Source organism: Rahnella sp. P4_A8, assembly GCF_056402435.1.
Genome location: NZ_JBFUHK010000010.1, coordinates 12659 through 32173 on the forward strand (window position 1 = coordinate 12659; position 19515 = coordinate 32173).

A 19515-nucleotide genomic window follows, 5' to 3' on the forward strand; every position below is an offset into this window, starting at 1 on the left:
ACAGCAACGAAGCAGCCACTTTCCTGGCCAGTGCGTGCAACCGGATGAAAGCCATGGATAAAACAACCATCGCCCGCGAAGTGGAAAGCGCGCTCAGAGGCATCAGTTTCAGCCGCGCCGAGACAGATAAGGCAAAAGTAAAAACTGTTTATAAAGACACCGCCGTCACGCTCGAAAAGCTCGCCTCACTGGAAAAACAGGTGTGCAGCCTGAAGAATGAACTGGCCGTTGCGCGTAACCAAACAGGCAAAGGCAATACAGAAGACGCTGAGCGGATGAAAGGGGAGTTGTTGCGTCTTAACACCCGCATCAGCGAACTGCTTCGACAATCTGACATACAGAAAAAGCAGCACGCCGATGAACTGGCATTGTTGCGTTCGCGCCAGCGTGCAGACGGCCATTCAAACTCCGCAGAACTCGATGCCGCCAACAGCCTGATTGCGTATACCGGCAGTCAGATGACCGCGATGGCGGCGGCGTGTGATGCGCTGCAACAGCGTTTAACCCGGCTGGAAACCGAGTCGGAACGCCGGGTGCGTGAGGAAGAAGATAAACGCCATGCCGCCAACCGCCGTGCTGACGGGAATTACGCCCTGCTCGGACAGCAGAAAGAACTGACGGCCGAGGCGAACCGTAAAATCACGCAGCTACGGGCCAGCCTGAAACTCGAAGAGTATGAAGGGCAGAACGCGAAGACCGAAAAGGCAAAACTGAAGAAGCAGATGGCCGAGCTGGAAGATGAAAACAGCCGCCTGGCCGAACGCTTGTGTGATAACGAAGAAGACTGCGAACGGCTCAGTAATGCGCTGGAAAGAACAAATCAGGAATTTGCTGCCTACAAAAAGCAAAAAGAACGCCTGACCCGCTGGATCCACATACCCGGCGCCATGATGGGGATTTCCGTCGTTGCGCTGGTATTGTACTCAGATGCCCAACCCGGACATCTGTTTGACAGTCTCGCCCCCGCTGTATTTCTGGGCAGCGTCGTCTATGCCCTTTCCCTGATGATTGCGTTTACCCGCAGGGCGTAACCGGGGGGCGGGTCTAAAGAGCCTCTGTTGTGGTCAGATAACAGAAGGGCTTCACTAGCTTTTGTCTGGTACCTCTTATTATTAACACTTCCCGAATTCCCAATTCTGAGTAAACTCTATTCCCACAATTTCACCATGTGAATACAGTTTCCTCACACCCCGAAAAGCAGGATGCTTTTCACATGTCAGCCAGGGACCGGAATGAACACACTTTCCCGCTATTCTCTCGATATCTGGAACAGCCCGTACCATCTGGACGTGCTGAGCTTTCGCGGCGAGGAACATCTCAGCGAGACTTTTTCCTACACCGTTGACGTCACCTGCCCCGAACCGGATATCGGTGCCGCGCAGATGCTGCGCCAGTTCACCTGCTTTACCCTGGGCACGCCTTTCCAGCCTGAACGCGTCGTGTACGGCGTTATCCGTGACTTTCAGCGCCTGTCCACCTCCGCCGACGAAACCCTGTACCGGATCCGGACTGGGAACGCTACACCTCACTTGATGCGGCAACGGACAGCCTTTTAACGAAATAACAGGGACAATCACCAATGGATGACAATTTCGAAAAGGCGCTGGCATTTTTCACCCCGCCACCTGACAGCTGGGTCTGCAGCGGACAAAGAAAAATTGAGGCCGCAGGCCAGTGGATTTGGGAAACCCTGCAGGGAGATTTCAATACCGGACAAACCACCGGACAGGTCGTCACGGGGACGGTGATTTCCATGATCCCTTTTGTGGATCAGCTCTGCGATATCCGCGATCTGGTGGCGAACTGCAAAAAAATTAATGAAGACGACAGCGACACCTGGGCATGGGTTGCGTTATGCCTGACATTGATCGGCTGCTTCCCGGTGTTAGGGTCGCTGTGCAAAGGCGGATTTAAAGTCCTGTTTTTGTATTTGCGCAAAAGTCATCTGGATCAGCTAAACAACCCCGGCCAGCTTTACCGTGCGCTTGAAGGCGCCATCGGGTTACTGAACGACTTTCTGAATATGCCCGCCACGCGCAGCGCGCTGAAGTATCTGAAAATTTATAATCCTTACCGTTTCCTCGAGGAAAAATTACGCGGCGTGATCGACAGCCTGGACGTCTTCGACCTGTTAAGTGTTTTTGATGAACTCCTCTCCGTCACCAAAAAACTTCTCGATAAAGTCACGGCCTGGGGCCCGGCATCGTTAAAGCAACCCGTAGCCGCGTTGTGGAACATGCTGATGGCAGTACGTCGCAACGCGGACCGGATGCTGGGTAAAGCCCTCGCCCCCGTCACGGATTTACTGGAAAAACTGGCAAACCGCCTGCGTGTTGAAGGTGACAATGCCTACCGCGCGCATGTGGGCACCAACGTACACCTCTACGGCGGCGAACGGGCGGCTAAAGAAGTGGAGATGTTTAAGCAGGAAAAACCGGATTGGGTGGATGTTGGGGTATCCGTGGAGAAATATAAGCCGATTAAAAAACTATCCAAATCACAAATCGTCCAAATTGACCAAGGCTGGCCAGACATTAAAAACATGCCTCACCGCAAAACACCTTTGAATGGGAAATTTAATACTTTCGATAATTCCATGACAGGCGTTGAAATTCCCCCGGGTGAAATTATCTATCGGGTCATTGACCCAAACTCTTCAGACAACAGCATCTGCTGGATGCGTAAGGCAGAGTTTGAAAAACTGACATCGAAAAGTGACTGGCGTAAAAACTTTGCCGTATGGAAAAGCTGGAATGAAAACGGGGAATATGTCGTTTACACCGTTCCGCCGGGGCAACCGCTTAAAGTCTGGGAAGGTCGCGCTGCAACACAAGTTAATGAGAATGCCAAAGAATATTCGCTGGAAGGTGGAGCGGTACAAATCGTACTGGACCCGTCGCAGCTTAGAAAAGAGTTTACCGGTGAGCGGCGTAAAACCCGCTGAGGCTATGGTGATGTGGCCGGTGACCCTGTCAGCCCTTATCTGGGGCTACCGAAGCTAGAGAATAAAAACAACTGGTATGAACCAAAAGGAAAAGAATAATGGGTATTTTACATCCGCAGGAATGTTACTTTTTAGAAAAATTTATCTCAGCAGAACATTATGCCGAAACCCGTGATGCCATTATTGCTTATATCGATGCACATGAGGAAGCACTGGCAAGATATAAACGTGAAATGCCGCTTAACGCCAGAAAGCTCCCACAGTGGCAACAGGCCGATGTGGTATGGGAGTCTCGGGTGATGCCTAATATCAGGCCAATGAAAGAACGATACATGAAAGCTTATATCCTACGAACTCATAACGATATCAAAGCATTCGATATCGGTCATGCTATGAGCAATATTAACAAAGGTATTGTCGAGTTTTGGAATGGCTGGATGAAGGAGGAGGATATTTTAAATATCTCTGAATTAGAATATAAAGCATCAGCATTAGACAATAGACTGTCATATACTTTGCGCGGCAATTGGGACGACGGGGATTTGACCTATACCGGCTGCGGAAGCTTATATTCAAACATTGAACTCCCAGCAAAAATACCTTGTTATGAACTTGATCCTTCCGTAAGAATAGAAATAGGACAAAATCCCGAACAAACAGGATTCTATCTTCCGGATATTAAGTTTGCACCAGCCCGGTTTATTCCCGAGGACTTTGGGCAACCAGTCCCTGCATCTCAGGGCATCAGGCGCAGTAACTGGTCAGACCCAGACACAGGTGAAAAAGATTACGGTTGGGAAGAAACTGAGTGGACCGAAACCGGCTGGACCCTTATCCGTCGGGTTGAAGGCGAATTTATCGATGTGCCGCCAGAAGGTTTTTTCCCAAAAGGATTACCGGAAGAATTATACGGCTGATCAAAGTGTTCGCCTTAGTCCGCCGTCAATAATTTTACTTCACTGCCCCCATTGCCGCCTGCTCAATCAGTGCGGCCACTTCTTTTGGATGTGATTCATAAACGGAATGGCTGGCGCCTGCGATTTCCACGGTGTGGCTGTGTGCGCGTTTGGCGTACATGCGTTCTAAATCAGGGTTAATGATCTTGTCGGCCTTCGCCACCATGTACCAGCTCGGTTTCACTTTCCAGGCCGGATCAGGAATGTTCGCAGTAAATACGCTGGCGGATGTCAGCATCTGGGCCTGCGCTTCGAATTCAGCCTGTTTACGTGGCAGGTCTGCGGCGAAATCAGACGGGAAATTGGCCGGATTGATGTACAGGAAACCGTCCGGCGTTTTCACAAACGGATGCGCGGAGTTCGGGTATTTCTTACCGTTAATTGCTTCGGTTTCCCCGTTGTCCAGCGCATGCGCCGCGATATACACCAGCCCCGCTACGTGCGGATCGTTGCCTGCTTCAGTAATAATCGCGCCGCCATAACTGTGGCCGACCAAAATGGCAGGGCCGTTTTGCCTGTCCAGAATACGTTTAGTGGCTGCAACGTCATCGGCAAACGACGTCAGTGGTTCCTGTACCAGTGTCACTTTATAGCCATCGCGGGTCAGAATGTCATACACCGGACGCCAGCCAGAGCCACCAACAAACGCGCCGTGAACCAGCACGATATTTTTCACTGGCGCAGCGGTGGCTGCCTGGGAACCGAACGCCGCAGTGGCGGCAAACAACAATGTTGAAACTACACGTAAACGCATGGCACGACCTCTTTTACTGTGATCAGAAATGAAACTCAGTGTGTGATGCCACTTTGCGTGTGGCGCTCTGACAGAGGAGTGACCTGCGGATGACAAAAAAGTCATAAAGCCGCTGACCCGCAGGATGCGGTGAAAACGTTTCCCCGGGTTTATTTGCGGGTATTTTAAGCGCTGTGAGAATTCTCCATTTTATATCTTTTGTAAAGACGCCACGGTTTCATTACACGGAACTTATCGTCTGAAAAAACAGCGATGAATATGCCGCTGTCTTGAAATAGTGGTCTATATTTATTCTGAGGTCTGCGCCTTCGTCTGGATTTCGAAAGACAAAAAGGAATTAGCCAGCTGAAAATATTCTCTGATAAATACGCATCAGGTGCATTTTTGTTTTCCGGTAAATCACCTAATTATCAGCAGGTTGTATATTGTGTAATCGTTACCACTCAGGCGCAGATAAATACCGGGAGATCGTTGGATGATTTTTCGAATGAAAGCGGATGTTTATTTTGTATCGGAATATAAACGCTATCAGACGAATAAAACCCTGTATTTTGCGCGGAGATAGAATTTGAAAATGGCCTCAGATGTACACTGCGTGCGGTATTTTGTTAAAAAGTTATATTTGTAAAGTTGCGTATGTACTAACAGGAAGAAAAAATCTATAGTGAGCCCCTTCACGGCTCTCAATCAGATTGGTCAATTTATGTCTACTTCTTATGTCCAAAATTGAGAGATGCGTCGTATTTTTTGACTCAACCTTTTAACGTAAAACAAAAGAACTCATAAAGTGAACGCCAAAACCTCTGCTTTTATCATCACGTTTTTGTCATTTTTTAACCCGGTATCAGTCAGTTACGCCCAGTCTTCGACAGCGTCGCCGAAAGATGATGCGGGTGACACCGCCGGCTCATCAACAATGATGGTCATTAAGCGTGAAAGCACCGGTAAATTATCCGAACTCGATACCCCGGCGGCAGTCAGCGTGATTGATGGCGGGGATTTCAGAAACAGCAAAGCGCAGGTCAATCTGTCTGAAAGCCTTGGCAGCGTCCCCGGTTTACAGGTTCAGAACCGCCAGAACTATGCGCAGGATCTGCAACTTTCCGTTCGCGGATTCGGCAGCCGTTCCATGTATGGCGTGCGCGGTGTGCGTATTTACGTTGATGGTATTCCTGCCACCATGCCGGACGGGCAGGGACAGACCTCCAATATCGATCTGAACTCGGTAGAGCGTGTTGAAGTGCTCCGCGGGCCGTTCTCAGCGCTGTACGGCAACGCCTCCGGCGGCGTGGTGAACGTGGATACCCAGACCGGTTCTCAGCCTGCCAAACTGGAAGCGGGCACTTATTTCGGCAGCTACGGTTCGTTTCGTAACAGCGTCAAAGCCAGCGGCGCAACCGGCGACGGCACCCATGCCGGTGATGTTAATTACCTGATTTCCGGTTCCCGTTTCACCACTGACGGCTACCGTGACCATAGCGGTACGCAGAAAAATCTCGGCAACGGCAAACTGGGCGTGCGTATTGATGATGACAGCACCCTGACGCTGATGTTTAACAGCGTGTCCGTGGATGCCAACGATCCGGGTGGCCTGACAGAATCTGAATGGCATGATGACCCGAAGCAGGCCAAACGCGCCGATCAGTACAACGCCCGTAAGAGTCTGGATCAGACACAAGTCGGGTTACGCTATCAGCGTCAGATGGGCGAAAACGACGAGTTCAGCCTGATGACTTATCACGGCGAACGCCACACGACGCAATACCAGACCATTCCGGCGGCATCGCAGAAAAATCCGCTGAACGCGGGCGGGGTGATTGTTCTGGAACGTAAGTATTCCGGTGTGGATACCCGCTGGAAACATGACGATCAGATAGGTTCCGTGCCGTTTTCCGTCACCGGCGGGCTGGATTATGAAACCATGACCGAGCGTCGTTTCGGTTATGAAAACTTCAATGATGAAGGCGATCTGGGCGTGAAAGGCGACGAACGTCGCAACGAAAAGAATGTGATGTGGAACCTCGATCCCTATCTGCAAACCACGTGGAACCTGACATCGCGCTGGACGCTGGATGCCGGTGCGCGTTACAGCACCGTGAGTTTCGACTCGCAGGATTATTACATTACCGGCAGCAACCCTGATGACAGCGGTTCGCGCCGTTATCACAAACTGCTGCCGATGGCGTCCCTGAACTATGCCGTGACGCCTGCACTGAACACTTATATTTCGGCCGGGCGCGGTTTCGAAACGCCGACCATTAACGAGCTTTCTTACCGCACCGATGGTAAATCTGGCCTGAATCTGGGACTGGAACCTTCCACCAGTAACACCGTGGAACTGGGCAGCAAATGGCGCGTGGGCAACGGTTTAGTGACCGCTGCCGTCTTCCAGACCGATACCGATGACGAGCTGATTGTGGCACAAAGTGTCGGCGGGCGGTCAAGCTACACCAACGCCGGTAAGACACGCCGTCGCGGTCTGGAACTGTCGTTAGATCAGCAGATTGAAGAAAACTGGCGCGTGAAAATGGCCTGGACGCTGCTCGATGCTACTTTCCGCAACGAGACCTGTGGCGCGGGTGATTGCACACCAGCAGGCAACCGACTGCCGGGTATTGCGCGCAACATGGGCTACGCTTCTCTTGAGTGGGCGCCGGTTGACGGCTGGCACGCGGGCGCCGATGTGCGATACATGAGGGACATTGAAGTAAACGACGAAAACAGTGAACAGGCCCCCGCTTATACCGTGGCCAGCGTGAATGCGGGTTACCGCTTCAACTGGAACAAAGTGACGCTCGATTTGTTTACCCGCGTCGACAACCTGTTCGACAGAAATTATGTCGGTTCTGTGATTGTTAATGAAGGCAATGGCCGTTATTTCGAACCGGCACCTGGCAGAAACTACGGTGGCGGCGCTACGCTTTCTTATAGTTTCGAATAACTTTTAGTCAGTACGTTCAGTCAGCAGAACAATGAACCACGCGGTGCTGCCCGTTACCTGCACTTTTTGAAGCGGGGCAGCACATGCAAGGAATGACACCCGGTGAGAACCGGATGTTCTTGAAGATTCGGCTCATGCCYGAATCGACGATTATAAAAAATCAGTAAGGTCATCAACTATGGAAACGAAAGCCTCGTTATCACGCATCGTCGTCATAATTACCGCTTTGTTCGCCGCGTTAAGCGGGATTTATCTTCTTGTCGGCGGTATCTGGCTGGCAAAATTAGGTGGTTCTCTTTATTACATTATTGCCGGTGTTATCTCGCTGGTTACCGCGTGGTTGCTGTATCGCCGTCGCTCTTCTGCATTACTGCTGTACGCAATCTTCCTGTTCGGCACCACGGTGTGGGCGGTGTGGGAAGTAGGCACAGACTTCTGGGCACTGACGCCGCGTTTAGACGTCACCTTCTTCCTGGGCCTGTGGATCCTGCTGCCGGTTGTGTATAACCAGATGCTGGCGAAAAATGCTTTCGCACGCGGCGCTCTGGCCGTTTCCCTGCTGTTCACCGTGATTGTGCTGGCGTACTCCGTCTTCAACGATCCGCAGGAAATCAACGGCACCCTTAAAGCTGCCGATGCTGCACCGGCAGCAACCGATTCCGGCGTTCCTGCCAGTGACTGGCCGGCCTATGGCCGTACTCAGGGCGGTACCCGTTACTCGCCACTGAACCAGATCAACGATAAAAACGTCAGCAAGCTCGACGTGGCCTGGACTTTCCGTACCGGTGACCTGAAGACCCCGAACGATCCGGGCGAAATCACTGACGAAGTGACGCCAATCAAAATCGGCGACATGCTTTACCTGTGTACGCCGCACCAGAAGCTGTTTGCTCTGGATGCCGCGACCGGTAAAGAGAAGTGGAAGTTCGATCCGCAGCTCAATTCTAACCCGACCTTCCAGCACGTGACCTGTCGCGGTGTGTCTTATCATGAGACCACACCTGCTGCACAAGGTGATGCGGCTAATGGCGCAGCGCCTGCTGTCTGTTCACGTCGTATCATTCTGCCGGTCAACGATGGCCGTCTGTTCGCGCTGGACGCTGAAACCGGCGCACGTTGCCCGGCATTCGGTAACAACGGTGAGCTGAACCTGCAAGGCAACATGCCTTACGCAACGCCAGGGCACTACGAGCCAACGTCACCGCCAATCATCACTAAATCTGTGATCATCGTGGCGGGTGCGGTTACTGATAACTACTCAAACCGCGAGCCTTCCGGCGTGATCCGTGGCTTTGATGTGGAAACCGGTAAACTGCTGTGGGCCTTCGATCCGGGTGCGGCTGAACCGAACAAAATCCCTGAAGATGGTCAGCACTTCACGCCAAACTCCCCGAACTCATGGGCGCCTGCGGCTTATGATGACAAGCTGGATCTGGTCTACCTGCCAATCGGCGTAGCGACACCAGATATCTGGGGCGGCAACCGTACTCCGGAAATGGAACGTTATGCGAGCGGCCTGCTGGCGCTGAATGCGACCACCGGTAAACTGGCCTGGTTCTATCAGACCGTTCATCACGACCTGTGGGATATGGACGTTCCGGCGCAGCCAACGCTGGCTGATATCACTGACAAGAGCGGCAACAAAGTTCCTGCGATTTATGTACCGACCAAAACCGGTAACATCTTCGTGCTGGATCGCCGTGACGGTAAGCTGATTGTTGACGCACCTGAAAAACCTGTTCCGCAAGGCGCAGCGAAAGGCGACCACGTTTCTCCGACTCAGCCGTTCTCCGAACTGACTTTCCGTCCGGAAGCCAAACTGACCGGTAAAGACATGTGGGGCGCAACGATCTATGACCAGCTGATGTGTCGTGTGATCTTCCACAAACTGCGTTATGAAGGCACCTTCACACCGCCATCCGAGCAGGGCACGCTGGTGTTCCCGGGTAACCTCGGTATGTTCGAGTGGGGCGGTATTTCTGTGGATACCGACCGTCAGGTGGCTATCGCGAACCCGATCGCACTGCCGTTCGTGTCTAAACTGATCCCACGTGGTCCTGGCAACCCTATAGAGCCAGATGAGAACGATAAAGGTGGTTCCGGTACTGAGACTGGCATTCAGCCACAGTACGGCGTGCCATTTGGCGTGACGCTGAACCCGTTCCTGTCTCCGCTGGGCTTCCCATGTAAACAACCTTCATGGGGTTACATCTCCGGCGTTGACCTGAAAACCAACGATATCGTGTGGAAAAAACGTATCGGTACCGTGCGTGACAGCTCACCATTACCGCTGCCGTTCAAAATGGGTATGCCAATGTTGGGCGCACCGATTTCTACCGCCGGTAATGTGTTCTTCATCGCAGCGACCGCAGATAACTACCTGCGTGCATTTGATATGAGCAACGGTGACAAACTGTGGGAAGCTCGTCTGCCAGCAGGTGGCCAGGCGACCCCGATGACTTACTCTGTGAATGGCAAACAGTACGTTGTTATCGCAGCAGGCGGTCACGGTTCGTTCGGCACCAAACTGGGCGATTACATCATCGCTTACGCACTGCCAGACGCTGACGCTAAATAATTAGCTGTCATAAGCTCTGAAATCTGAAAGGCCGCGAAAGCGGCCTTTTTTATGGCTACAACGCCCGTAGCCATCGCGCCGTGGCCGATAAAGCAGTTTTCCCCGACAGTGACATATTCACAAATAAAGGTATGCGACTGGATTTTTGTCCCCCGTCCGATGCTGGTGTTGGCCTGAATTTCCACAAAGGGCCCGACAAAAACGTCATCACCGAGAATACAGTCATACACATTAGCGGGTTCGTAAATCACCACATCCTGGCCTGCTTTCACATTACGGATTGTCACGCACATTGATGACCTTACGCAGATGGGCAACATCTTTTAGCGGTGGCAGACCAAAGATGCGGGCGTAATCCCTGTTAAACTGGGGCACACTCCTGTACCCCACTTCCTGGGCAACAAACGTCACGCTTTGTTGCCTGCCTAATAACATCGTTCTGGCATGAAGTAGCCTAACGCGCTTTTGATACTGTAAAGGACTCATGGCCGTGACGGCTTTAAAGTGACGATGAAAAGCCGATACGCTCATCGCCTCCCGTTCGGCCAATGATTCAACGACAAACTCTTCTGTAAAATTATGTCTTAACCAGCGAATGGCATTGCCGATTCGGGCCAACATCGTGCCCGGAGAAGCAATGTCCCTCAGCATCCAGCCATGAGGTCCTTTCAATACGTGATACAGAATTTCGCGCTCATAATTGGGCGCGAGGGCGGGGATATCGTCGGGGGTCTTCATCAGACGCAGCATTCTGACCCACGCATCAAGAAGTTCCGATGTCACTGAGGCAACAGAGAACGCGCCTTCCGGTCTGTTTTTCATGGCTGATTGAGGTAAATCGTCCAGCATAGCAGCCACCCGTTGAGGTTCCAGGGTCAGACTCACCGCCAGATACGGTTCTCCCGTCGCAGACGGATGAACAGCACCCACTGCAGGTAAATCAACCGACATCACAAAATACGAGGCAGGGTCATAGTTGAAAACCCGGTCTCCCACCGTCATCGACTTACTTCCCCTGAGGATCAGATTGATCATTGGCTCATAAACCGCAGCCAGTGCCGAAGCCGGAATATTTCCCTGAACCATCGCGACGCGTGGGATCCCCGTCTCCGTTCGCCAGTTGCTGGCGTGTGCGGCAAGACCACAAAGCTCATCAAGCTGGGATTGCATCATCATGTCTTACATCCTCGGTCTCATCGTTGAAAGGAGCATAAAGCAGAAACAGGCAAGAATCGAGCAGGAACACGGAAGCCCCTGTTTGACCCTTACCTTACTATTACTCCAACGCAAACACAGAGAAAGGAAACATCATGAAAGTTATTCTTGTAACAGGTGGAAGCAGTGGTACAGGAGCCAGTACGGCTATCCAGTGTGCCGCACGCGGTATGGGCGTGGTACTCACCTACCATAATCATCCCGAAGCCGCTGACAAGGTTATCAAACAAATCGAAGCGACTGGCGGTAAGGCTATCGCTGTCCAGCTTGACGTTTCGCGCTCTGAAACTTTCCTTACCTTTAGGAAGACCCTTGAGGATTTACTACACCGTTTCTGGCAACGTTCTGATTTTGATGTACTGATCAACAATGCCGGTTTCGGCCTTTTTAACCCGATTGAAACGGTGACAGAAAATGAGTTCGACAGTCTGTTCAATGTTCACCTTAAAGGCCCGTTCTTCCTGACACAGGCTCTTTTGCCCGTCCTTGCTGATGGGGGGCACATCGTGAATGTGACCAGCGCAACGACACGCGTTGCGACTTCAGGTGTGGCGCCTTATGCCGCTTTCAAAGGAGGGCTCGAGGTACTGACACGCTATATGGCCAAGGAGTTTGGGCCACGCCGTATTCGCGCAAACGCTATTTCTCTAGGTGCAATTCGTACCGGCCTGGGCGGCGGCCTGAATGATGAGTTCGAAGCCTTACTCGCTTCACAAACAGCGCTTGGACGCGTTGGGGAGCCTGACGATGTAGGTAAGGCCATTGCGAGTCTGGTGTCGGATGAAAATGGCTGGGTTAATGCTCAGTCCATCGAAGTGGCTGGCGGCTATCACATTTAATGATGACAGGAGGCTCTATGATCGATCATATCTTTCTATCGGTGACTGAAATCGGGCGATCCGTTGCGTTTTACACCGCAGCCCTGGCGCCTCTCGGCGTCACCGTTCGCCTGGACTATGACGGAAATGATGGGCCGCCGGGGCATCCTGACCTCAAAGGCTTTGGTGCCAACGGCCGGATATTTTTCTGGCTGCGCGAGGGGGACGCTGCAGGCGGGGCCACGCACGTTGGCTTTGTCGCTAATAGCAAAGAAAGGGTTGATGAAGCCTATGCCGCAGCAATGAGTGCGGGAGCCGCTGACAATGGTGCGCCGGGCGCACGCCTTTATTATGATCCCCGTTATTACGCTGCCGGCGTTATCGATCCCGACGGCTACACCCTGGAATTCGTCTATAAAAGTTGGCAGCACACCTCATCATGAAAACATTACTTATTTACGGTGCCACCGGTTATACCGGACGCATGATTGCCAAACAGGCAAAAGACGCTGGTCTCAATTTCGTGATTGCCGGCAGAAATAAAGAAAAACTGGATGAACTRGCGAAAACATTGGACGTAAGGGCCCATGCTTTTGCGTTGGATGATGCCGGGGCTCTCCCTCGTCATTTAGACGGGATAACGGTTGTATTGAACTGCGCCGGTCCTTTTGCTCATACCTCAGAATCACTGATGCGAGCCTGCATTATTCAGGGTGTTCATTACCTGGATATTACTGCCGAAATCAACGTTTATCGGCTGGCTGAGTCACTGCATGATCTCGCCTCCACGGCCAGGGTCATGTTACTGCCTGGTGTGGGATGGGATGTTGTGCCAACGGATTGTCTCGCGGTGACGATAGCTGAAAAGGTGCATGAGCCTGTACGCTTGAGAATTGCGCTGCAGGTTGCAGGCTCAATGTCACGGGGTTCGGCCTTCAGTGTGGGAGAGATTATCAGCGCGGGTCTGCTTGCCAGGGTCAATGGTGAACTGACGACGAAAACCGATGCCAAAACAGACTTTTTTGATTTTGGTGAAGGGAAAGTAGAATGTGCGCCACTCTCTTTCGGTGATCTTGTTACTGCATGGCATTCAACCGGCATTCCAAATATTGAAATGTATGTCCATGTGAGTGGCGATGCCTTTCCATCCGGAGATTTATCACGCTTGCCTGATGGCCCCTCTCAGGAAGAGCGCGCAGGTAATGTCGCTCGTGCAGTGGTAGAAATGACCGGGGTTGATGGTGACATTCACCATGCAGTCATTGAAACGGTCAACGGATATTCCTATACGCCACTCGCTGCGGTCGAAGCCGCCAGGCGGGTGCTTAGCGGAACAAGCCAGCCTGGATTTCAGACGCCAGCTAAAGTATTTGGTGCAGATTTTGCGCTGAGTATTCAAGGGACGCGTATTTCCATACTTTGAGCCATAGGTGTGTAAAACCATGCTAAAGCTGCGCGGCAGTCAGTCTCGAGCATCTGTTCAATAAGATTGCGCACCGTTGGCAATCGCTCATGCCTTCGAAATAGTGCCGCCACCTCCGAAACAATAGCAGGGCCGGCAATTTCTCTGAAAACGACATTCGGCAATTGAATCGTGTTGATCAGCACACTGGGAATGATTGCGACACCCATACCCAGCGCTACTTGTGTCAACACCGCAACCAGAGTTCCGGGCGACGAGACGATATGTGGATCGAATTTTCCGCGCCTTGCGACCTCACGCAAGCCCAGACCTTGTTCTGGGATCACAAACGACTCATTGGAAAGCGCGCGCGGGAGAATGTCCGTCGACATCTTCGACAGAGCGTGGTCTGCCGGCAGAGCCACACAGAATCGGTCCCGTGCCATGACATGGCTGGAGACAGACAGAGGCAGATGCACGGGCGTTCGGACAAAAGCCAAATCTATCCTGCCTTCCTCCAGGAGTGGCAGGATCTGCTCGGTGGGTAATTCCTTCGTGTTAAGCATAACGTCGGGCCATTTATTGCGAAACCGCTGGACCTGTTCCTGGAGTACCCCAAAAAATGCCGCTGAACCAACATAACCTATCTCCACTCTTCCAACCTGACCCCAGACACCTACACGCAGTTGTAGCACGTGCCGATTACGGTAAGCTTCATAAGATAATGATCGGAGACAATAAGAATGATTTTGAGGCCGCCCAGGGATACGAAATGTCGTTTGCATTTGCAAATTGGGGTTATGGATCTCTGGTGGACGAGAGTGAAGCAGTCATTCTCAGAAAATTCATAGATATTCTCGACTTCGTAGATTTACCATCTTGATGAAACATCGTGTATTTGTTGACCACTTCAATGCCGGATGGCAGGGAAATCTGGACATAGGTTTCGCTATTTCCCGCAGCCTGTCACTTGCGGATAATTGCGGCAAACCAGCATGAGTTTATGTTTCGGTTCAAAACCTTTATCCAGCATGCATTGCTGAACTTTCGCGGCCTTAAGAATGGTCGGAACGAAAGGAACCGAGCCTAGCGGTTTCGGATATCCGCATTCATACATCATTTGTAACGCGAGCTTATCGTTCTCCACAGCGTGTGAAAAATGCAGTGAGGCGCCCGCTTTACGCCAGCTGATGAGCTGTGACTCATCCCGGCCTGAATCCGGTTTGATCGGGTGAAAACCCTTATCGGCGACAAAAGGTAGCGCTTCGAGCTGTCGCTGACTGAGCGGATGTCCCTGTTGTTTCTCGATGCAGGCAGGGGTGTTTTTGTAGTAATCGCAAATATGGAAATCGCCCTTATAGGTAAATCCTTTCCCCTCCATGCACTGGTAATACAGCACCGTTTCATTGTCGGTAAAAGAAGGTTCCGGCCCCGGAAGCGGGACGCCGCATTGCCCCATCGCAACACGCGCGTCATCTATGGTGCTGCCAGGGCGCTGCCACTGGGTTAAATCAGGCGGGGGCGGACACCCGGTGAGCAGAAAAACCGAACCGATCAGTGCAGATGAAGAAACCAGAGAAGTGATGCGGGGCATAAAAATCCTTTTTAATAATAATGTTATAGAATTCTTTGACTCCCTTTATGCAGCGGGAGTGGCAGGAGAAGGATAACTTTAGTTCAGTTTCAGGAAACAGAAGCGTTTATATGTCCTGAAGTAAGGAGAAGACAGATGACCGTTGTTTTGGATGAAGGCACGCCAGCGGCTGAAACTCTGGCGTGACACTGCGCGGAACTAAGAAGCACAGCCCTCTGGCTTAAATACCCGTGTTATGGACGCCGGATTATTGGCCAGTTTATTGGCCGGTCTGCGCGGACGGGCAACGAGTTCTCCGCCACAGTTGGGGCATATCCCGTGAAGTTTGTCTTCGGCACAGGTTACACAGAATGTGCATTCAAACGAGCAAATTCTGGCATCAGCAGCAGGGGGGAGATCGGTATTGCAACACTCGCAGTTGGGTCTCAGTTCCAGCATAGAATTTATCCTTCAACAGTATGACTTCAGGGATAACCATCAGACGTTCGCCGGTCTGTTTCGTCATAAACATATCCTGAAACAGGTGTTTGGGAAAGATCCGGCGCAAGGACTGACCGGAATAACGAAACATCTGCGGCAATCGCTGGAATGCGTATCAGAACCCGTTGATTTAAGCAGAGCGCCTGTGAGGGCGCTCCGGGTTGAGCTGTTTACTCTATCGACAACCGGTAAACCCGCAGGCGATACCCGTCAGGATCCAACGCGAGAAAGGTATAGCCGAAATCCATCTCAACAGGTTCCTGCATTATCTCAAGTCCCTTATCGCGCCAGAGAGAGCAGAGAGCATCGACCTGTTCATTGCTGTTAGCAGAAAAGACGATCTCACCATTTCCGGCATAACCTTCAGCGGCGGGTTCGACAGTATGCTTTGACCAAAGGCCCAGCCTCATCCCTGAGGGTAGAACAAACATGGCGAAAGTGGCTGAAGCCTCAACGGGTTGTTTTTCCAGAAGGTCTTCATAGAATCTGGCGCTGACCTGCGGATTGTTGACGTACAAAATAACGAAGTTTGAATCAATCATTAATGGCCCCTCAGGAATGAAAAGACATCCGGTTTGATGTCTGTTACTGAGTATCTTAGTGGCCACCACTGCCAGTTTCTGTCAGGAGTGATTCGGGTTACTGAGGTGAGATTTGTTCCTTATCCTGCCACTCTTTCAGCAATCTCTGACGCCGCCTTGGGTAGCGCTCATCCGTTCGTTTGAGAGACATAATGCAGTCGGTGCGGAAATGACGAAAGCTCTGACGCGACTCGCACCATGCGATCAGTATCTGAACCTGATCGAAATAACCGAGGGCAAATGGCCAGATCACCCGGGAGGAACTTTCATTTTTCAGGCTGCGATAAACAATTTCAATTTTACGTTCGTCTTTAATTGCCTGACGGATTTGCGGTAATAAGGCTGCGTCTGCGCCAGAATTGTCTGCTGGGCCGATGAGTAAGGTTGTCGATTCCAAAGACATGCGCAGATCTTCGGGCAGCACCGCTGCAATTTTGGCAAGCGCGTTTTTTGCTGCCGCGCTCAGTTGCCCGTCGCTACGTCTGGATACCCAGCGGGAACCCAACACCAGTGCCTGGATTTCATCCTCGGAAAACATCAGAGGAGGAAGCATGAAACCGGGGCGCAAAATATATCCCAGCCCCGGCTCGCCCTGAATATCGGCTCCCTGCTCCTGCAATGTTGCGATATCCCGGTAGAGCGTTCTGACGCTGATATTGAGTTCCGCAGCCAGCGTTAACCCGGTCACCGGAAACCGGTGGCGGCGGAGGATCTGAATTAAATCAAGCAAACGCTGGGAACGGGACACGGTGTTACTCTCTTAGGTATCGGTTATCTATTATTTCCATTATTTCTCCGCCTGCAAGTGACCGCGCTGACCTCGCAGGCGGCTCACGCTTATCACACTCGCCAGCACCGTCGCCATCACCGCCACCCATAAACTGACCTGCACTGCCCGGGCCTCCTGCACCACACTACTGGCAGAATAAATTGTCAGGATGACCCCGACGCACGCGGCACCGAGACACTGGCCGAAGGTGCGCATAATGGCCAGTACGCCGGAGGCATAACCGCTGTTTTCCCGTGAAGCGTTGGAGAGCATTTCACGGTTGTTCGGGCTCTGGAAACAGCCGAAGCCCAGTCCGCAGATAAAGCTTCTCAGGCCGATATCCCAGACCTGGGGTTGCGCGGGAAGTTGCGCGAGTAACAGTAATCCCACCGCAAATACCGCCAGACCCACAGTAGAAATAATGGCGGCCGGATAACGGTCGGCAAGGCGTCCTGCATGCGGTGCCGCCAGAATAATCCCCAGCGGCCAGGGCGTGAAAAGTAATGCGGAAACAAAGGCGCTGTAACCGTAAACGCTCTGAAACAGGAACGGCAGCGCGACAAAGGTGATGCCCTGGCTGACGAATGAGGCCAGGGAGGTGAAGGCCGCCAGCGTGAACCGCGTGGAGGCAAACATGCCGAGCGGCAGCAGCGGTTTTGGCGCCCGACGCTGACGCCAGACAAAGGCCACGCCTGCAATTATCGCCGTCAGGCCATAGGTTATGGCGGTGGCAAGTTTGTCATTTCCCGGATGCGCAAAGGATTCTGCCGCCATAATCAGCGCGCCCAGTGCGACTGCCGATAAAATCGCCCCGGCAGTATCAAACGGCTGGCGCGTACTGGCGGGGTTTGATGGCACCACGCGCAGCGTAAGAATGACCGCAATAATGCCGAGCGGAATATTGATCGCGAACAGCCACTGCCAGCTCATCGCCGATAATATTGTCCCGCCCAGCACCGGCGCGACAGCGGTGCTGGTGGCGATCATCAGAGCATTCAGCCCCAGTATTCGTCCGAGAAGGCGGTTGGGGAAAACGGAGCGCAATATCGCCGGGCCAATACTCAGCGTGGCTGCTGCGCCAATTCCCTGAAGCACCCGCATGATAATCAACATGTCGAGCGATGATGACAGCGCACAACCCAAAGAGGCAAGGGTGAACACCGTCAGTCCGGCGGCAAACAGCGGACGGAAACCGATGCGGCTGGCCAGCGCGGCGAAGATTGCCAGTGTCATGGACGCCGACAGCAGATAACCGTTCGACACCCAGACCGCTGCACCTGCCGAGATATCCAGTGCATGTGCAATCTGTGGCAGTGCGATGTTGACCATCGAACCGTCGAATACCGCCATCGTTGCCATGATCATCACGGCGGCCATGGCAAATCCCCGTTCACGGCCGGGTAATCCTTCATCGCCTGGTTTGTCGGAAAATAATTCCATAACGCATTCGCCTTATTGATATTGAGTCAGGTAACTATACCGGCAGGTAATATAGTGCGGAAGACGCAGCATCTGCACTTAATACCTGCACCAAACGCCTTCTCTCATTATTGCCGTTGCGTTACTCTGTTCAGATGACTGAACCCGATCTGAACTTACTTATTGCACTTGATGTGCTGCTGGCTGAAGCAAGTGTAGCCGCTGCTGCCCGACGTCTGGGATTAAGCGCCTCTGCTATGAGCCGTACACTGGGTCGCCTGCGCGAAACCACCGGCGATCCGCTGCTGGTGCGCGCCGGACGAAATATGGTGCTGACGCCTTATGCCGAAGAAATCCGCCAGCGCACCCGGAATGTGGCGTTTGAGGCGCGCGCCCTGTTGCGGCCTTCATCAGCAGATTTCAATTTAGCCAGACTTGAGCGTACTTTCCTGATCCGTTCCAACGATGGTTTTGTGGTGGCATTTGGCGCGGCGATGATTGCCGCCGCTGCGCAGGTGGCCCCTTCTGTATGTTTGCGATTTATGCCAAAACCGGAAAAAACCTCCAATGCGTTGCGGGAAGGGCGGGTGGATCTTGAGATTGGTGTTTTAGGCGAAATGGGACCGGAAATTCGTTTGCAAACTTTGTTCCGCGACAGGTTTATGGGCGTGGTGAGAAAAGGTCATCCGCTGGCGCTTAAGAAAACGATTACCGCGCACGAATACGTGTCGTTCGGGCATGTTGTCGTTTCACGTCGCAACAACACTTACGGACCTGTGGATGACGCGCTGGCCGAAGTCGGGCTGAAAAGGAAAATTGCCGCCGTCGTGCCGGGTTTTTCCGCCGCCCTGGCGATTGCGCAAAACTCCGATCTGGTGGCGCTGATCCCCGCGTCATTCATGATTGCTGAGCCAGACCGGTTATATGCTTTCGAACTGCCGCTGGAAACCCGTGAAATCACGATTTCCCAGATGTGGCATCCGCGTTCAGAAGTTGACCCTGCGCACCGCTGGCTGCGGCAACTGGTATTGGGAGTGTGTCGTGATAAGGTGACGCTGTAACGC

General features: G+C 52.5%; 17 protein-coding genes and 2 pseudogenes. 10 read left to right on the forward strand and 9 right to left on the reverse strand.

Annotation, left to right across the window (positions count from 1 at the left end):
• The first annotated feature begins 53 nt into the window (after nt 1-53).
• The 4 genes and pseudogenes from AC1DUO_RS07790 to AC1DUO_RS07805 all read left to right on the forward strand — a co-directional run bounded on the left by AC1DUO_RS07790 (nt 54) and on the right by AC1DUO_RS07805 (nt 3861).
• The gene (locus AC1DUO_RS07790) at nt 54-1031 is read left to right on the forward strand and encodes a hypothetical protein (RefSeq protein ID WP_477986966.1); all 978 of its coding nucleotides are present in this window, start codon (nt 54-56) and stop codon (nt 1029-1031) included.
• Between the two features lie 201 nt (nt 1032-1232).
• Nucleotides 1233-1505, forward strand: a pseudogene (locus AC1DUO_RS07795) (contractile injection system protein, VgrG/Pvc8 family); the annotation flags it as partial.
• 74 nt (nt 1506-1579) lie between these two features.
• Complete coding sequence (locus AC1DUO_RS07800; protein WP_262409258.1) at nt 1580-2944, forward strand: hypothetical protein; 1365 nt, start codon at nt 1580-1582, stop codon at nt 2942-2944.
• A 98-nt stretch (nt 2945-3042) separates the two neighbouring features.
• A complete protein-coding gene (locus AC1DUO_RS07805) occupies nt 3043-3861 on the forward strand; it encodes a hypothetical protein (protein ID WP_013578035.1) in 819 nt (272 codons plus the stop codon).
• A gap of 34 nt (nt 3862-3895) precedes the next feature.
• Here AC1DUO_RS07805 and AC1DUO_RS07810 read toward each other — a convergent pair whose 3' ends face one another.
• Nucleotides 3896-4654 (reverse strand): alpha/beta fold hydrolase, encoded by a 759-nt coding sequence (locus AC1DUO_RS07810; protein WP_119262357.1) that lies wholly within the window; start codon nt 4652-4654, stop codon nt 3896-3898.
• A gap of 787 nt (nt 4655-5441) precedes the next feature.
• On the opposite strand from AC1DUO_RS07810, the gene pqqU reads away from it, so the two are divergent.
• Both pqqU and AC1DUO_RS07820 read left to right on the forward strand, forming a co-directional pair.
• The gene (gene pqqU, locus AC1DUO_RS07815) at nt 5442-7595 is read left to right on the forward strand and encodes a TonB-dependent receptor PqqU (protein ID WP_477986969.1); all 2154 of its coding nucleotides are present in this window, start codon (nt 5442-5444) and stop codon (nt 7593-7595) included.
• A gap of 178 nt (nt 7596-7773) precedes the next feature.
• The gene (locus AC1DUO_RS07820; protein WP_112197657.1) at nt 7774-10173 is read left to right on the forward strand and encodes a glucose/quinate/shikimate family membrane-bound PQQ-dependent dehydrogenase; all 2400 of its coding nucleotides are present in this window, start codon (nt 7774-7776) and stop codon (nt 10171-10173) included.
• A 71-nt stretch (nt 10174-10244) separates the two neighbouring features.
• Here AC1DUO_RS07820 and AC1DUO_RS07825 read toward each other — a convergent pair.
• A pseudogene (locus AC1DUO_RS07825) lies at nt 10245-10466 on the reverse strand (LbetaH domain-containing protein); the annotation flags it as partial.
• Nucleotides 10447-11349 (reverse strand): AraC family transcriptional regulator, encoded by a 903-nt coding sequence (locus AC1DUO_RS07830; protein WP_013578040.1) that lies wholly within the window; start codon nt 11347-11349, stop codon nt 10447-10449. The pseudogene AC1DUO_RS07825 and the gene AC1DUO_RS07830, both read right to left, overlap by 20 nt.
• A gap of 134 nt (nt 11350-11483) precedes the next feature.
• On the opposite strand from AC1DUO_RS07830, the gene AC1DUO_RS07835 reads away from it, so the two are divergent.
• Genes AC1DUO_RS07835 through AC1DUO_RS07845 form a run of 3 tightly spaced genes read left to right on the forward strand, consistent with a single transcriptional unit; the run spans nt 11484 to nt 13629 of the window.
• Complete coding sequence (locus tag AC1DUO_RS07835) at nt 11484-12227, forward strand: SDR family NAD(P)-dependent oxidoreductase (RefSeq protein ID WP_477986972.1); 744 nt, start codon at nt 11484-11486, stop codon at nt 12225-12227.
• A gap of 17 nt (nt 12228-12244) precedes the next feature.
• Nucleotides 12245-12649 carry a VOC family protein gene (locus AC1DUO_RS07840; RefSeq protein ID WP_013578042.1) on the forward strand — a complete coding sequence of 135 codons (405 nt, stop codon included), beginning with the start codon at nt 12245-12247 and terminating at the stop codon, nt 12647-12649.
• Entirely contained in the window at nt 12646-13629 is a 984-nt protein-coding gene (locus tag AC1DUO_RS07845) for a saccharopine dehydrogenase family protein (RefSeq protein WP_013578043.1), read from the forward strand. The genes AC1DUO_RS07840 and AC1DUO_RS07845 overlap by 4 nt, the downstream gene beginning before the upstream one ends.
• On the opposite strand, the gene AC1DUO_RS07850 is transcribed toward AC1DUO_RS07845, so the two are convergent.
• From AC1DUO_RS07850 to AC1DUO_RS07875, 6 genes are all read right to left on the reverse strand, one after another.
• Nucleotides 13602-14261 carry a LysR family substrate-binding domain-containing protein gene (locus AC1DUO_RS07850; RefSeq protein ID WP_014416637.1) on the reverse strand — a complete coding sequence of 220 codons (660 nt, stop codon included), beginning with the start codon at nt 14259-14261 and terminating at the stop codon, nt 13602-13604. The two genes, AC1DUO_RS07845 and AC1DUO_RS07850, sit on opposite strands and share 28 nt — an antisense overlap.
• A 296-nt stretch (nt 14262-14557) precedes the next feature.
• Nucleotides 14558-15202, reverse strand: coding sequence for a hypothetical protein (locus AC1DUO_RS07855; protein ID WP_013578045.1), 645 nt, complete (start codon nt 15200-15202; stop codon nt 14558-14560).
• 198 nt (nt 15203-15400) lie between these two features.
• Nucleotides 15401-15640 (reverse strand): DUF1272 domain-containing protein, encoded by a 240-nt coding sequence (locus AC1DUO_RS07860; protein ID WP_072012244.1) that lies wholly within the window; start codon nt 15638-15640, stop codon nt 15401-15403.
• Between the two features lie 212 nt (nt 15641-15852).
• A complete protein-coding gene (locus tag AC1DUO_RS07865; RefSeq protein ID WP_119262355.1) occupies nt 15853-16224 on the reverse strand; it encodes a VOC family protein in 372 nt (123 codons plus the stop codon).
• Between the two features lie 97 nt (nt 16225-16321).
• Complete coding sequence (locus tag AC1DUO_RS07870) at nt 16322-17011, reverse strand: helix-turn-helix transcriptional regulator (RefSeq protein WP_013578048.1); 690 nt, start codon at nt 17009-17011, stop codon at nt 16322-16324.
• Between the two features lie 39 nt (nt 17012-17050).
• Nucleotides 17051-18472 carry an MFS transporter gene (locus AC1DUO_RS07875; RefSeq protein WP_119262354.1) on the reverse strand — a complete coding sequence of 474 codons (1422 nt, stop codon included), beginning with the start codon at nt 18470-18472 and terminating at the stop codon, nt 17051-17053.
• 134 nt (nt 18473-18606) lie between these two features.
• On the opposite strand from AC1DUO_RS07875, the gene AC1DUO_RS07880 reads away from it, so the two are divergent.
• Nucleotides 18607-19512, forward strand: a complete 906-nt coding sequence (locus AC1DUO_RS07880) for a LysR family transcriptional regulator (RefSeq protein WP_119262353.1) — start codon at nt 18607-18609, stop codon at nt 19510-19512.
• Nucleotides 19513-19515 lie beyond the last annotated feature (3 nt).